This is a genomic window from Agrobacterium sp. OT33 (assembly GCF_017313365.1).
Taxonomy (GTDB): Bacteria; Pseudomonadota; Alphaproteobacteria; order Rhizobiales; family Rhizobiaceae; genus Agrobacterium; species Agrobacterium rhizogenes_A.
Genome location: NZ_JAFLMZ010000012.1, coordinates 104,622 through 118,829 on the forward strand (window position 1 = coordinate 104,622; position 14,208 = coordinate 118,829).

Here is a 14,208-nt window from a genome sequence, read left to right on the forward strand (position 1 = left end):
TACTATCAATTGGACTGCCTGCGCAAGGGCCTGTTACCGTTCTTCAGGATCACCTCTTTGGGGAACGTGTCATGGACAACATTTCGAAAAACGCCATTTCGCTGAACGATGAACCGGCCTTCTGGGCTGCCGCCAATAAACACCTGACCCGCTATGGGCCGGCCTTCGAGGAAATCATCGTCGAACGCGCCGCGGGAAGTTTTGTTTATGATGCGGATGACCGCGCCATTCTCGATTTCACCTCCGGCCAGATGAGCGCCCTGATTGGGCACACCCACCCGGATATTGTCGCCACCGTCAACCGGCAGATGGCCTCGGTTGCGCATCTCTTCTCCGGCATGCTGTCGCGCCCCGTCGTCGAACTTGCGGCACGGCTGGCGGCGCTGGCGCCCGGTCTCGACCGCGTGCAATTGCTGACGACAGGGGCGGAATCCAATGAAGCGGCGATCCGCATGGCAAAGCTTGTCACCGGCGGCCACGAGGTCGTGGCGTTTGCCCAGAGCTGGCATGGCATGACCGGCGCTGCGGCATCTGCCACCTATAGTGCCGGCCGCAGGGGTTACGGCCCGGCGACGGCCGGTTCGCTGGTCATTCCGGCCCCGAATGCCTATCGCCCACGCTTCCGCAATCCGGATGGATCGAATGACTGGCAGGCCGAACTTGACGATGCCTTCGAACTGATCGACCGCCAGTCGACCGGCAATCTCGCCGCCTTCATTGCCGAGCCTATCCTCTCAAGCGGTGGCATTCTCGAACTGCCGCCCGGTTATCTCGCTGCCCTGAAGAAGAAATGCGAGGAGCGCGGCATGCTGCTCATCCTCGACGAAGCCCAGACCGGCGTCGGCCGGACGGGGCACATGTTCGCCTTCCAGCGCGATGGCGTGACGCCCGACATCATGACGCTCTCCAAGACGCTCGGCGCCGGCCTGCCGCTCGCAGCCGTGATGACAAGCGCCGAAGTGGAGCAAAAGGCCTTCGAGAGGGGCTTCCTGTTCTATACGACGCATGTGTCCGATCCGCTGCCGGCGGCTGTGGGTGTGACGGTCCTTGACGTGGTTGCGCGTGACGGTCTGGTGGAACAGGCGATTGCCCGCGGAAAGCGCCTGAAGGACGGGCTTTTATCCCTGCAGCAGCGGTTCGAATGCGTCGGCGACGTGCGCGGTCGCGGGCTGCTGCTGGGACTGGAAGTCGTGGCCGACCGGCATACGAAGGCCCCGGGTTTCGAACTCGGTGCGCGCATCATGCAGGAGGCGATACTGCGCGGCATGAGCATGAATATCGTCAAGCTGCCCGGCATGGGCGGCGTTTTCCGCATCGCCCCGGCTCTGACCGTGTCGGATGCCGAAATCGACCTTGGGCTGGATATTCTGGCGGATTCCATCGAATCCGCGCAGGCCGCGCGATAGGGCAGTGACGCCACGTATCTTTGCACCCGCCTGAAGGTGAAAATTCAGGCGGGTGGCTGCGGCGTGACCACTGCTTTCAGGAGTGAGCGACATCTGACGTCCCCATGGAAAAATCAGGGTTACGGGACATTGCTCAGTCCAGCCATTCTTGGCCAGGTCTCATTGTCCGCCGCCTCCGTCGGATTCTCATATCAAATCACGCTCGTGGCTCCGGCGGCTCTTCAGCAAATCGTTGCTGACGAGAATTGCAGATACTCTTGCGGCATGATCTTTCGCGATGCCGGCCGGTGAGCCGGCTTTCCTGTCGCATAGGCCTCCGTGGTTCTCCCCACACCGGGAAACGGAACGTGCAAACTTTCCCTCTTAGTCTAGACGAGCAGGATTTGCTTTTTGGGACCCTGCCATGGAAAAAGCATTGCGATGGCGAGCAGCGCTGGTAGATCGCGGGCAAAATTTGTTCAGCCGAATCGTCGGTTTTTTTTTAGCGTTGTGAGCAGTTTATGTGTCGGTGCTGCGTGGACTGGGAAGCATGATGAATGTGACTGGTCGTAGCGAAAATATTGGTTAGCCTTATGAATGTCGGGCGGTCGGATTTTACAGAGGATCCTGTTTCGGGGAGCAGTCATCGGTGGAGCGGAAACAGGCGGAGCGGAATACATCCATGAACATCTCGCCATTGCGGTGCGTGCATGTGGCCGTCCTGTCGCTTCTGTTCACGTCTCTCCTCTTCGGCGCGGCGCGGGCGCAAGGGCCGTCGGCGGCGCAGAAAGCGGTTGCCGCTTCCGACATCGCCGCCTTGAGGGCGGCATTGCATGAGGATGCCGGCGTGACGGACGGTGCCACCTTGTCGGCGCTTCTGAGGCAGGCCATCAGGCGGCTGGCGGAGAGCGACTCCTCAGACAAGGAAGAGGCGCGTGAAATCATTCGCGTTCTGGCGGCGTCCGGCGCTCCGCTCGACAGAGCTTTTGAAACCGTTCTGGGAGACCGGATTGGTATGCCGGCCACGTGGATTGCCAGAATCCCCGGGGAGCGTCGATTGGCTGTCGAGCTGATCGGCACCGTGCCGGAGGATCTGCGTTGCCCGATGATCGTCGATATGGCCGGGGACGGGAATAAGGGGCAGTGGGAAAATGCCGTTGCCGCGCTCGACACCTTACCCTCGCAAAAAAGGGCGTCGCCTGAATGCCTCGACCTGTTTCGTATTGGAATCCGGGCCGCCGACCCTTCGACCGTCGCACTGCGTATGAAATCACTTCTCGCGTCTGGCATGGTGCCTCGGGCGCAGGAGGCCGCCCGCATACTGGCGGTTCTTCCCGCCGACAGGGCCGGGGCGGATGTCGCCGAGAACATACTGAAAAGCGTTGATCCGGATGCTCCATTGCCGCTGGAAACCTTTGACGGATATCCCTATCGGCCGGCGAGCCTCTTTGCCTATCTCGTGAATGTATCGCTCGGCCGTTTCAGCACGCCGCTTCAGCAGAATCTCGCATCCATGCCGGCCTGGGTGGAGGTTCTCACCCGACATGACCGGCGCGAGGAAACATGCGTCGACCAGAATATTCAGGAAGCCGCCGGCGCCTGGCAGAATGCCGATCCTGAAGACAGAAGCCTGCCGGAAGACAGGAGGCTTATCCTTTTGAGAGCGGCGACAGGCTGGCTCATTCGCCATTGTGCGGTGGGCTCCGTCCAGAAGATTCCATGGACGGATATGGTCCGGCGCGGCGGCCGTGATCTGGTTGTCGCGGCGATGGATCGTGGCGCGGTCTTTTCCGATCCCGCTTCCATCATAAATACCGCCATATGCGAACGCGATGCCGAACTCGCCATCGGCCTGATGCGGCGCGACGGGTTGAATGTCGGTCTTTCCGCATTCCTTGCCTGCCTCACCCCGGCGCAACTGACGCGGAATGGGGCTGGGGACCTTCGGATGCTGTCGTGGCTGATACGGCACGGAGCCGATCCCGATGAAACGATCGCCGATGCTTCGCCGCTCGCCGTCGCCGAGCTGTATGATCGCAGGGAGGTGGCGGAAGCACTCAAGGAAGCAGGTGCCGGATCAACGGCATTCACGGGGGAGGGACGGCGTCTCTGGCTGGGCCGCCTGTTGCGGCTTGTCGCCGGTTTTCCGCCGGATCTCCTTCCTTTCGAAGATGGTTATCAGGACACGCCTTGGAGCATGAATGTCGATGAAAAGGATCTCGATGGCGACGGGCGGCCGGAATATATCGTCTGGGACAATTGCGGATCGGCGGTATGTGATTTCGCCGTTCTGATGAAGGCCGGGCATCAATGGCGCGTGCTGCTGAACGACGCGGGGAATTTGGAGCAACTGGCGACGAAGCATCTGGGATGGTCCGACCTTCGCGTCAGCGGACGCGTTGCCGCGGCTGAATATCAGATGACGGTCTACCGCTTCGATGGTGTGTCATATCTTCCGTTACAATGTGAAACAGCCACCTATGAGGGCGACGGCGATCCTGTTGTCAGGCCGGTGCCGTGTGCCCGTTGAGGCGGTCAGTCGCCCGACCCGTCGCGCGGCGGGGATTATTGCGTTTTCCAGGTCTCAAGCAGCATTCCGACAAATTTTTCCGCGGCCGGTGACAGCGTGCTGCTTCGCCTTTGCACGATGCCGATCGTACGGGAGACGACGGGATTGACGATCGGCCGGGTGACGAGAAACGGGTGATCGTCCTGCGGTGTCGCCAGTCGCGGCAGTACCGAAATCCCCAGTCCCGCCTCCACCAGCCCAAGCGAGGTGTTGAGGTGGGTCACCTCGTAAAACCAGTTCAGCTTGAGGTTGTGCCTCGCAAGCGCGCCGTCGAGCAGCGTCCTGTTGCCGCTGGAACGGTCCACGACAACAAGCGGATAGGCCTCCAGCTGGTTCCACTGGATCGTTTCGAAAGCCGCAAGAGGGTGATCTTTCCGCATCGCCAGCACGAAGGGGTCGTCGATGAGCGGTTCGAACGACAGATCGGGATCGGAATTGCCCATCAGATTGATGCCGAACTCAACCTCGCCTCTGGCGACCGCCTGCAGCCCCTCATTGGCCGTTAGATCCCGGATACGCAGCCTTATATGCGGATATTGCCGGCTGAAGGTCTTGATGACGGCGGGGAGAAAATAGAACGCCGCTGTCGGAACACATGCCATCGTAATGAGGCCGCGTCGCTGGGCGCCGTCCTTCATCGCGAAAAGCGATCCGTCGAACTCCTCCAGCATACGCCGGACAAGCGGTATGACTTCCTGACCCATGGCCGTCGGCGCGACATGGCGGGTGGTTCTTTCCAGCAGCGGCGCACCAATGGCCTGTTCCAGTTTCTGGATACGCCGGGTCAATGCCGGCTGTGAAATATGGAGCGCTTCCGCGGCTCTGTGAAAGCTCTCCATTTCAACCACGGCTTGAAAGGCGCGCAGGTCCAGAATTTCGCAATTAATGCTCATAACGCAATAATACCTCCGAACATTGCATTTAACAGATTAGCGTCTTTTGCCCATATTGCAACAACAAGGCGGATTGATCCGCTAAATGCAAGATTGAGGCGACTGATGAATGATCTGCTCAAGATACCCTGTGTGCTGATGCGCGGCGGAACCTCACGTGGACCGTTCTTTCTCGCATCCGACCTTCCGCGTGATCCGGTAGAGAGGGATGCCGCCCTCCTGTCCATCATGGGCTCGGGCCATCCGCTGCAGATCGACGGCATCGGCGGGGGTAATCCGGTGACGTCGAAAGTCGCCATCATCGGCCCTGCAACCGTCGAAGGGGCCGATATCGATTACCTGTTCGCGCAGGTCCGGACCGACAGGCAATATGTGGACTATTCGCCCAACTGCGGCAACATGCTGGCCGCCGTCGGGCCTTTTGCGATCGAAGCAGGGCTTGTTGCCGCTCATCGGAACGATACAGTGGTGCGCATCCACAATGTGAATACCGGAAAGCTGATCGAGGCAAAGGTGCCGACGCGCGGCAGCGAGGTGATTTATCTTGGCGATGCCTCCATTGACGGGGTTCCGGGTCTGGCCGCGCCGATTGCCCTGACCTTCGTGGATGCCGCCGGGGCGAAGACAGGCAGACTGTTGCCCACTGGAGCCCCCCTCGACACGATCGACGGTGTGGATGTGACGGCCATCGACTGTGCGATCCCGATGGTTCTCATGCGCGCAGCCGATCTCGGTGTCAGCGGATATGAGGACCCGCAAACCCTGAGCGGCAACAGGGACCTTATGGAGCGGATGGGCAGCATACGTGTTCAGGCCGGTCGGCGGATGGGCATGGGGGAGGTGAAGGACATGGTAATACCGAAGCCCGTGCTGGTCGCTCCCGCACGCAATGGCGGCACCCTTTCGGTGCGTTATTTCATGCCCAGCGAATGTCATCCCGCACTGGCGACGACGGGCGCTGTCGGGATTGCCAGGGCAGCCGTGACGGAGGGCTCCATTGCATACGAGCTCGCCGGACGCCCATCCGTGCCGACCCAGATCCGCCTCGAGCATCCAGCCGGTCGCCTCGACGTGCAGTTGGAGATGCGAAACGGGGCGATAACAGCGGGCCTCGTGAGGACGGCGCGCAGGCTTTTCGAGGGTTTTGCCTTCGCCAAGCCAATCGCTGCAATCAACGACGCGGCTTAGACAACAGTCAGTCATTCAAAACATAGCAAACCGGGAGGAGACCCATATGCGTAAATACCTGTTAGCAACCGCAGCGCTCTGTGCGCTGGCGGCATCTGCAAATGCCGAATCCGTCAGAATGAGCGTTGGCTCGTACAATCTCAACAACCTGCCTTTTCCTGTCGCCGCCAGCCTCGGCTTCTACAAGGATGAAGGTCTTGACGTGACGACAGAGAATTTTGCCCAGGGCGGCTCGAAGGTCCTGCAGGCGCTGGTCGCCGGCTCGACGGATGTCGCCGTCGGCTTTTACGATCATACCATCCAGATGCAGTCCCAGAACAAGCACGTCATCGGCTTTGTCCAGCTTGCCCGCAATTCGGGTCTGGTGCTTGCGGGAAAGAACGATACCGACTTCGATCCGGTAAAGCCGGAAACCATCAAGGGCAAGAAGGTCGGTATCACGTCTCCCGGCTCGTCCTCGGATTTCTTCATCCGTTATTACATGAAGCAGCACAATCTCAGCGACAATGACATCTCCATCATCGGTGTGGGTTCCGGTGCTGCGGCGGTGGCCGCGCTGCAGCAGGAAAAAATCGACCTGCTCGTCAATTACGATCCGGCCGCGACGATCGTGGTCGAGCGCGGGCTGGGCAAGATCCTCATCGATGCGCGAAGCGACAAGGGCGCCAGGGATGTTTATGGCGGCATTTACCCCACCTCGGTGCTGTATGCGACGCAGGAATATATCGATGCCCATCCGGAGGTGATCCAGAAAGTCACCAATGCCACCGTGCGGGCATTGCACTGGATGAAGCAGCATTCGGCCGAGGAAATCGTCGACAGGCTGCCGGATGATTTCGTCTCCGGCGACAAGAAGACCTACATCAAGGCTGTCGAAGCGGCCAAGGCGATCTTCTCCGAAGACGGCAGGTTTGAGCCGGCCGATCTGGAAACGCCTCTGGCGGTTCTCAAAAGCTTCAACGACGCGGTCGCCAAGGCAACGATTGACCTCAACACCACCTATACCAACAAGTTCGTCGAGGCCGCCGCCTCGAAGGCTGCAAACTGAGGGGGCCGCGATGTCATCGCCAGTCAGGAAGTTAGAGCCCGTGACCGAATTCAAACCCCAGCCCATGGTGACAATCGATAACGTAACCATGGCTTTCGGTTCGTTCGTTGCCGTTCAGGACGTGAACCTCGAGGTGGGCGATGGAGAGTTTCTCTCCATCGTAGGCCCGACGGGATGCGGAAAATCCACCATCCTCAACGCCATTGCGGGGCTGCTGAAGCCGGCGCAGGGGAAAGTGGCCATCGATGATGTTCCGGTTCAGGGTGTGCAGAACACCATCGGATATCTTTTCCAGCAGGATGCGCTGCTTCCCTGGAAGACGGCATATCAGAATGTCGAGCTTGGCCTGCTGTTCCGCGGCGTTCCCGAAAATGAACGGCGCCAGAAGGTTCTGGCCTGGCTCGAAAAGGTCGGGCTGAAGGGCTTCGAAGGTCGTTTTCCGCACCAGCTTTCGGGCGGGCAGCGCAAACGTGTGCAGATGGCGCAGGCGCTCATCACCGAGCCGAAGGTCATCCTGATGGACGAACCCTTTTCGGCGCTGGATATCCACACCCGCCATCTGATGCAGAATGAGCTGCTTCGGTTATGGCAGGAAGACCGTCGGGCGGTGGTCATGATCACCCATGATCTCGAAGAGGCGATTGCGCTCGGAGACCGCGTCGTCGTTCTCGCTGCCGGTCCGAAAAGCCGGGTCATCGAAAGCTTCCCCGTCGATCTGGAACGGCCGCGCAACGTTGCGGAAATCAAACTCGATCCGAAATTCATGACCCTGTATCGCGACATATGGGCATCGCTGCGCGGTGAAGTGGAGAAAAGCTATGCAAGCCGTTAATGTTCGTATCATTCAGGTCGTGCTTCTGGTGGTGCTTCTGGGCGGCTGGCAGCTCGGCGTCACCTCGGGAGCGATCGACCGCTTCTTCTTTCCGGCGCCCTATGACATCGTCATGCAGGTGGTCACCTGGGTTGCCGATGCCGGCTTTTACAAACATGTCGGCATCACGCTCAGCGAAACGGTGCTCGGTTATCTCATCGGTACGGGCCTTGGCGTCGGCGCCGGCGTATGGCTGGGGCTAAGCCCCTTTGTCGCCCGCGTGCTGGATCCCTTCATCAAGGCGGTGAATGCCATTCCGCGTGTCGTTCTGGCGCCGATTTTTGTCCTGTGGCTGGGTCTTGGCCTGTGGTCCAAGGTTGCGCTTGCGGTGACGCTCGTCTTCTTCGTCACCTTCTTTAACGCCATGCAGGGCGTACGCGAGGTGAACCCCGTCGTGCTTTCCAATTCCCGCATTCTTGGCGCCAAGCGTTCGGATCTGCTGCGCCACGTCTATTTCCCGGCAGCGGCCAGCTGGATATTGTCGTCGCTGCGCACATCCGTGGGCTTTGCGGTGGTTGGCGCCATCATCGGTGAATATCTGGGGGCTTCGGCAGGCCTTGGCTATCTGATCGCCCGCTCCGAAGGAAATTTCGACGCGGTGGGTGTCTTCGCAGGCATCATCATTCTTGCCGTCTTCGTTCTCATCATCGACCTTATTCTCGATATTGCCGAGAAGAGGCTGATCACCTGGCGGCCGAATGCGGGTGAAGAACGACCTGCCTGAGGTCTGGCTTGTGCTGATACCAAACGAGGCGGCCCATACCGCCTCGTTTCATGAAAGGAACAGGCTCTGCCTGAAGCCTGATCTGTCGGGATTGCACCCGGCGATGGTCGGCGCTCAGGAAAGCGTCTGTTTGAGGACGGCCAGCGCCCCTTTCGTCAGGATGTCGTCCGCGCCGATCGATGTCCTGAGCCCGAACACATCCGCGGCAATCAGATAGAGATCGTTCAGCCCATCATTGCCGACGATAGCTGCCTCGTCGCCCTCCGCATACCATCCGGCATCGCGGGCCTGCCGAAATTCCTGCCCGATGACCAGTCCCCGCACATAGGAGCGCAGCTGATCCGGCGAAAGCCGGCCGGCAAGCCCGCCGGTGCGCGCCGAAAACATGAGCGACAACATGGCGGCGGATCGTTTTGCCTCTTTCAGACCCCAGCGATATGCCTCGGGATCGTCGACCGGCGGCTGCGTTGAACCGCGCGCGATGAAGGAATGATTGATGAGCAGGTTGAAAATTTCACCGGTCACGAATGTCTGGAAACCGTCGATCCGCCCCGCCTTCACCCGCGCCCATTTGCTATGGGTTCCGGGGATGATGAGGGTGGCGTCTTCGCCAAGGCCGTGGCCGACGATCTGGGTTTCTTCGCCGCGCATCACATCCGGAAAGGGCTGGCGGGCGGGGTCGTTGAGACCCGGCAGGAAGACGAGGTCGGAGCCGTTCGGCAGCGTCCTGCACACCGTACCGGCGGCAAGTTCAGCCGGGCCTGCCGGGCACGGCACGTAAGCGACCTCGACCCAGCCATTGCGGCTGGTGATCATGCCGAGTGCGGCGACGGGCAGGGCCCCGTGGCGCGAGAACCAGGGTGCGAGTGCCGCCATCAGCGCCGCCTCATGCTCACCCTTGCCAAGGCTCGAAATACCGTCGGCGGTTTCCAGATGAGCGAGTTCTTCGCCGCCTTCACCAACGAGCGCCGCCCTCAGTGATGTCGTTCCCCAATCGACGATGATCGATGTCGCCGCTGCTGCCATGTCTTGAACCTCCTCGTTCATTTCATCTTGGGGCTTGTCATAGGGTGCGAGTCTATGTAGTGTCAATTAGTGAATTCAAGGTATCAAAATATGATACTAAATTGGGAGGAGAAAGATGGTGGCTGGCCTCAAGGGGATTTTGCCTGTTCTGCCCACGCCGTTTCTGGCTGATGGCGGCATTGACGAAGCGGGTATGAAGCGGCTGGTGGTCTTTGCGCTCGACAAGGGCGTGGATGGTGTCGTGTTTCCCGGTTTCGCCAGCGAGGTGGAGGCTTTGAATGCCGCCGAGCGTGCAGCGCTGCTGAAGATCGTCGTGGACGCGGTGGCCGGTCGGGTGCCTGTTGTGGCCGGCGCCAGTGCGGCCGACTGGCGTGAGGTGGTCGAGCACGGGCGGGCGGCGTCGGCGCTCGGCATTCGCCACCTGATGGTGCAGCCGCCCAAATCGGTCGGCACGGATGCGCCGGCGCTGATCGAATTCCTCGGCCGGATCGTCGAGGCGCTGCCCGAGGTTGAAATCATCCTGCAGAACGCGCCTGCGCCGCGCGGCTCCGACCTTTCGCCGCAGGCAATCGTGGAGATCGTGCGCGCCTTGCCGCAGGTGACCTATGTCAAGGAAGAAACGCTTCCCGCCGGCCCGGCCATCAGCCACATCATCGCCCATGCGCCTTCGACACTGAAGGGCGTCATCGGTGGCGGCGGCGCGCGTTACATTCTCGACGAATATGCCCGGGGTGCTACGGCTGCCATGCCGGCGCTGGAGATCGCCGAGGAACATGTGGCCATCGACCGGGCGCTTGTTGCCGGGCGGCAGGAAGAGGCTCGCCGGATCTATGTCCGCACCCTGCCGCTTCTGGTGTTGCAGGCGGTCTATCGCATGCGGCTGACCAAATATGTGCTCGCCCGTCGCGGCGTGATCGAAGGTGTCGGCGTGCGTGCGCCGACACCCGAGCTTGATGCGGCGGCCATTGCCGATATTGACGCCAATCTGGTCGAACTCGGCCTTGTTGCTGCGGAGGCCGCATGAACAGCCCCATCGCAACCGTCGAAGTCTTCACGCTGACCCAGCCGCGCAAGGTGCCCTATCTTGGCGCGCTCAGGGAAGGTGAGGTGGTCAATCCCAACGGCTACATCGTGCGCAAGGGCAATCGCACGGTCTACCCCACCTTCGACCGCAGCGTGCTGGTGCGCATGACCACCGAAGCCGGCACTGTCGGCTGGGGCGAGACCTATGGCATCGTCGCCCCCGGCGCGGTCGCCGCCCTCATCAATGATCTTCTCGCCGGTTTCGTGATCGGCCGTGACGCGTCCGATCCTTCGGCTGTTTATGACGACCTCTACGACATGATGCGGGTGCGCGGTTATACCGGCGGCTTTTACGTCGATGCGCTCGCCGCACTCGATATCGCGCTCTGGGATATTGCCGGGCAGGAAGCCGGAAAATCGGTTCGCGACCTTCTGGGCGGCGGGGTAGATACGTTTCCGGCCTATGTTTCCGGTCTGCCTGAAAGGACGTTGAAGGCGCGCGGGGAACTGGCGAAATACTGGCAGGATCGCGGCTTCAACGCCTTCAAATTCGCAACGCCGGTGGCTGATGACGGCCCGGCGGCGGAAATTGCCAATCTCCGGCAGATGCTTGGGCCGCAGGCGAAGATCGCCGCCGACATGCACTGGAACCAGACGCCGGAACGGGCGCTGGAACTGATTGCCGAAATGCAGCCCTTCGACCCGTGGTTCGCCGAGGCGCCCGTCTGGACGGAGGACATTGCCGGTCTGGAGAAGGTTTCGAAGAATACCGACGTGCCGATTGCCGTCGGTGAGGAATGGCGCACCCATTGGGATATGCGTGCCCGCATCGAACGCTGCCGCATCGCGATCGTGCAGCCGGAAATGGGCCATAAGGGCATCACCAATTTCATCCGCATCGGCGCCCTTGCCGCCGAGCACGGCATTGACGTGATCCCGCACGCCACCGTTGGCGCCGGCATCTTCCTTGCCGCCAGCCTGCAGGCGTCGTCGACATTGTCGATGCTGAAGGGACACGAATTCCAGCACTCGATCTTCGAGCCGAACCGCCGCCTGCTGGAAGGCGACATGGATTGCCGCGAAGGCAGGTATCACCTGCCGTCGGGACCGGGACTTGGGGTACGACCGTCGGAGGCGGCGCTCGGTCTGATTGAACGTATCTGATTTGGTTTTTTGGAGGAGGAAACCATGACCAAAAGAATGAAAAAGCTGGCGCTCAGCACCGCGACCGCCGTTTTGATGACCATGGGCGTTGTTGCGCCCGCCATGGCCGATACCGTGCTGAAGTTCATTTCCTGGCAGACCGACGATGCCGGAACGGGCGAATGGTGGCATTCCGCCATCGCCGCCTTCGAGAAACAGCATCCGGGGGTGAAGATCGAATTCACCAAGGCGGAGCGCAGTTCCTACGCGGATACGATGACCACGCTTTTCGCCGCCAACCAGCCGCCGCAGATCGTGCATCTGGCGTCCTTCGAATTCCAGATGTTTGCCGATAGCGGCTGGCTGGAACCGCTCGACCCGTGGCTGAAGAAGGATGGCATCGACATGACCGGCTGGGCCGGCCAGCAGAAATGCGAATGGAACGGCGAAACCGTCTGCATCATGACCAACTATTTCGGTTTCGTCATGGCCTATAACAAGAAGCTGCTGGAAGAAGCCGGCGTCGCGGTTCCGAAGACCTATGACGAGTTTCTGGCTGCGGCAAAAGCCACGACCAAGGATCTGAACGGCGACGGCATCATCGACCAGTTCGGCACCGGCCACGAAACCAAGGGTGGTCCGGGGCAATATCTGACGGAAATGCTGAACTACATCATCGATGCCGGCGCCTACTGGACCGACAAGGATGGCAACATCACCATCGATACGCCCCAGATGGTCGAGGGCCTTTCACGCTGGAAAACCGTGATGAAGAGCGGCATCAGCCCGGTCGACATGAGCGCCAGCGACGTGCGCAAGCTGTTTGCCGATGGCAAGATGGCCATGCGGCTCGATGGACCGTGGCTTTATGGCACGACTGAAAAGGGTTCGGCCAAGAGCGACATCGTTTATGTCGCGCCGCCGCTTCATCCGCCACTTGGCGGCTCGTCCAACGTGCTGGCCATGCCGGCCGATATTCCTGACGACCAGAAGGCGTTGGTCTGGGATTTCATCAAGCTGACGATGACGCCGGAATTCCAGCGCAGTTACGCCACCCTTGGCGGCAACACCCCGCCAAGCCCGAAGGCGGATGTCTCGGGTGTTGAAAAGACCATCCCGCATTTTCCGGTGCTGATCGAAACAATGAAGGCCGCGTCTGAAGCCGGTATCGACCGCATTCCGACCGGGCTTGAGCTTTTCTACAACGAGTTCAGCAAGATGGTGATGGAAGAAAGCCAGCGGATGATCATTCAGGATCTCGACCCGGCGGAGGTGGCGAAAACCATGCAGGCAAAGGCCGAAGCCATCAAGGGTTGATCCCCCATTGTCCTGATCTTGTTGTCCTGCCATGGCCCCGTAAAGGGCCATGGCCATCATTCGCATCCGGCAGGAGGACCATCCATGACCGAACCCGTTCGGGCTGGGCGTCGCAAGTTTTTCGATCTTGCGCGTCCCAGCCGGCAACATCTCCTCGGCTATATTCTGATCGCGCCCGCGGTCCTGATGGTTGCCGCCATCATCGTCTGGCCGCTCGTACTGGCCATCGACCTGTCGTTCCAGCAGGTCAAGATACCAAGGCTTGGCGGCGCCAGCCGGCCGTTTTCGCTGAGCAATTACACCTGGCTGTTCTCGTCGCCGGAATTCTGGCTGGCCTGCTGGGTAACGCTGAAACTGGTCATCGTCGTTACTGCCGGCAGCGTCGCGGTTGGCCTCAGCACGGCGCTTCTCGCCAATAACCGTTTCAAGGGCCGCACCGTCGCGCGGCTGGGAATGGCGCTGCCATGGGCCGTGCCGGAAATCATCGCGGTCGTCATCTTTGCGTGGATGTTCGATACTTCCTTCGGCCTGTTCGGCTGGCTGGCGATCAAGCTCGGTTTCACCGATCAGATGATCCCATGGGTCAGCAGTTCCACGGCCGCATTCTGGGCCGTGGCGATCACCATGGTGTGGAAGGGTTTTCCTTTCGTCTCGATCATGTGTCTGGCCGGTCTGCAGTCCATCCCCGCCGATTATTATGCGGCGGCCAAGGTCGATGGCGCGAGTGTATGGCAGCGTTTCCGCTGGATCACCATGCCGCTTTTGATGCCGGTGCTGGGCGTGACGCTGGTGCTGACGCTGCTTTGGGTATTCCGCGACTTTTCCATCATCAAGGTTCTGACCGGCGGCGGGCCGCTGCGTTCAACCCAGACACTGTCGATCATGACCTATGACCAGGCCTTCCAGTATCACAATTTCGGTCGTGCCGCCGCCGTCGGCGTGCTGACGCTGGTGATCTGCATCGTCGCGAGCCTCCTGATGCTCGGCCGGCGTTCGAAATCGATCTATTGAGGAGGCTTTG

At 60.5% G+C, this 14,208-nt stretch carries 12 protein-coding genes; 10 read left to right on the forward strand and 2 right to left on the reverse strand.

Annotated features, from left to right (window positions below; genetic code table 11):
• Positions 1-71: 71 nt before the first annotated feature.
• Both JZX88_RS24290 and JZX88_RS24295 read left to right on the forward strand, forming a co-directional pair.
• The gene (locus tag JZX88_RS24290) at positions 72-1,406 is read left to right on the forward strand and encodes an aspartate aminotransferase family protein (RefSeq protein ID WP_206914998.1); all 1,335 of its coding nucleotides are present in this window, start codon (positions 72-74) and stop codon (positions 1,404-1,406) included.
• 661 nt (positions 1,407-2,067) lie between these two features.
• The gene (locus JZX88_RS24295) at positions 2,068-3,915 is read left to right on the forward strand and encodes a hypothetical protein (protein ID WP_206914999.1); all 1,848 of its coding nucleotides are present in this window, start codon (positions 2,068-2,070) and stop codon (positions 3,913-3,915) included.
• A gap of 35 nt (positions 3,916-3,950) precedes the next feature.
• Here the strand turns inward: JZX88_RS24295 and JZX88_RS24300 are convergent, their stop codons facing one another.
• Positions 3,951-4,847 (reverse strand): LysR family transcriptional regulator, encoded by an 897-nt coding sequence (locus JZX88_RS24300; protein ID WP_206915000.1) that lies wholly within the window; start codon positions 4,845-4,847, stop codon positions 3,951-3,953.
• A gap of 105 nt (positions 4,848-4,952) precedes the next feature.
• Here JZX88_RS24300 and JZX88_RS24305 point away from each other — a divergent pair, with 105 nt between their 5' ends.
• The 4 genes from JZX88_RS24305 to JZX88_RS24320 all read left to right on the forward strand — a co-directional run bounded on the left by JZX88_RS24305 (position 4,953) and on the right by JZX88_RS24320 (position 8,678).
• Positions 4,953-6,035, forward strand: a complete 1,083-nt coding sequence (locus JZX88_RS24305; protein ID WP_206915001.1) for a 4-oxalomesaconate tautomerase — start codon at positions 4,953-4,955, stop codon at positions 6,033-6,035.
• Positions 6,036-6,081: 46 nt separating this feature from the next.
• Positions 6,082-7,083: an ABC transporter substrate-binding protein gene (locus JZX88_RS24310; protein WP_206915002.1), complete on the forward strand. Its 1,002-nt coding sequence runs from the start codon at positions 6,082-6,084 to the stop codon at positions 7,081-7,083.
• Between the two features lie 64 nt (positions 7,084-7,147).
• The gene (locus JZX88_RS24315) at positions 7,148-7,915 is read left to right on the forward strand and encodes an ABC transporter ATP-binding protein (RefSeq protein ID WP_161991858.1); all 768 of its coding nucleotides are present in this window, start codon (positions 7,148-7,150) and stop codon (positions 7,913-7,915) included.
• Positions 7,902-8,678 carry an ABC transporter permease gene (locus JZX88_RS24320; RefSeq protein WP_052820062.1) on the forward strand — a complete coding sequence of 259 codons (777 nt, stop codon included), beginning with the start codon at positions 7,902-7,904 and terminating at the stop codon, positions 8,676-8,678. Before JZX88_RS24315 ends, JZX88_RS24320 begins: the two co-directional genes overlap by 14 nt.
• A 114-nt stretch (positions 8,679-8,792) precedes the next feature.
• Here JZX88_RS24320 and JZX88_RS24325 read toward each other — a convergent pair whose 3' ends face one another.
• On the reverse strand, positions 8,793-9,704 hold the full coding sequence (locus tag JZX88_RS24325; RefSeq protein WP_206915003.1) for a 2-dehydro-3-deoxygalactonokinase: 912 nt from the start codon (positions 9,702-9,704) through the stop codon (positions 8,793-8,795).
• Positions 9,705-9,819: 115 nt separating this feature from the next.
• Between JZX88_RS24325 and JZX88_RS24330 the strand changes: the two genes are divergently transcribed.
• The 4 genes from JZX88_RS24330 (at position 9,820) to JZX88_RS24345 (ending at position 14,198) form a co-directional block, all read left to right on the forward strand.
• Entirely contained in the window at positions 9,820-10,728 is a 909-nt protein-coding gene (locus tag JZX88_RS24330) for a dihydrodipicolinate synthase family protein (RefSeq protein WP_065116470.1), read from the forward strand.
• Positions 10,725-11,891 (forward strand): mandelate racemase/muconate lactonizing enzyme family protein, encoded by a 1,167-nt coding sequence (locus JZX88_RS24335; protein ID WP_206915004.1) that lies wholly within the window; start codon positions 10,725-10,727, stop codon positions 11,889-11,891. Before JZX88_RS24330 ends, JZX88_RS24335 begins: the two co-directional genes overlap by 4 nt.
• A 24-nt stretch (positions 11,892-11,915) precedes the next feature.
• Positions 11,916-13,187 (forward strand): sugar ABC transporter substrate-binding protein, encoded by a 1,272-nt coding sequence (locus JZX88_RS24340; RefSeq protein WP_206915005.1) that lies wholly within the window; start codon positions 11,916-11,918, stop codon positions 13,185-13,187.
• Between the two features lie 84 nt (positions 13,188-13,271).
• Positions 13,272-14,198: a carbohydrate ABC transporter permease gene (locus JZX88_RS24345; RefSeq protein WP_046800464.1), complete on the forward strand. Its 927-nt coding sequence runs from the start codon at positions 13,272-13,274 to the stop codon at positions 14,196-14,198.
• The last annotated feature ends 10 nt before the right edge of the window (positions 14,199-14,208 follow it).

Coding starts and splice junctions, on each gene's coding strand:
- JZX88_RS24290 (WP_206914998.1), top strand. CDS start 72: ATGGACAACATTTCGAAAAACGCCATTTCGCTGAACGATGAACCGGCC.
- JZX88_RS24295 (WP_206914999.1), top strand. CDS start 2,068: ATGAACATCTCGCCATTGCGGTGCGTGCATGTGGCCGTCCTGTCGCTT.
- JZX88_RS24300 (WP_206915000.1), bottom strand. CDS start 4,847: ATGAGCATTAATTGCGAAATTCTGGACCTGCGCGCCTTTCAAGCCGTG.
- JZX88_RS24305 (WP_206915001.1), top strand. CDS start 4,953: ATGAATGATCTGCTCAAGATACCCTGTGTGCTGATGCGCGGCGGAACC.
- JZX88_RS24310 (WP_206915002.1), top strand. CDS start 6,082: ATGCGTAAATACCTGTTAGCAACCGCAGCGCTCTGTGCGCTGGCGGCA.
- JZX88_RS24315 (WP_161991858.1), top strand. CDS start 7,148: ATGGTGACAATCGATAACGTAACCATGGCTTTCGGTTCGTTCGTTGCC.
- JZX88_RS24320 (WP_052820062.1), top strand. CDS start 7,902: ATGCAAGCCGTTAATGTTCGTATCATTCAGGTCGTGCTTCTGGTGGTG.
- JZX88_RS24325 (WP_206915003.1), bottom strand. CDS start 9,704: ATGGCAGCAGCGGCGACATCGATCATCGTCGATTGGGGAACGACATCA.
- JZX88_RS24330 (WP_065116470.1), top strand. CDS start 9,820: ATGGTGGCTGGCCTCAAGGGGATTTTGCCTGTTCTGCCCACGCCGTTT.
- JZX88_RS24335 (WP_206915004.1), top strand. CDS start 10,725: ATGAACAGCCCCATCGCAACCGTCGAAGTCTTCACGCTGACCCAGCCG.
- JZX88_RS24340 (WP_206915005.1), top strand. CDS start 11,916: ATGACCAAAAGAATGAAAAAGCTGGCGCTCAGCACCGCGACCGCCGTT.
- JZX88_RS24345 (WP_046800464.1), top strand. CDS start 13,272: ATGACCGAACCCGTTCGGGCTGGGCGTCGCAAGTTTTTCGATCTTGCG.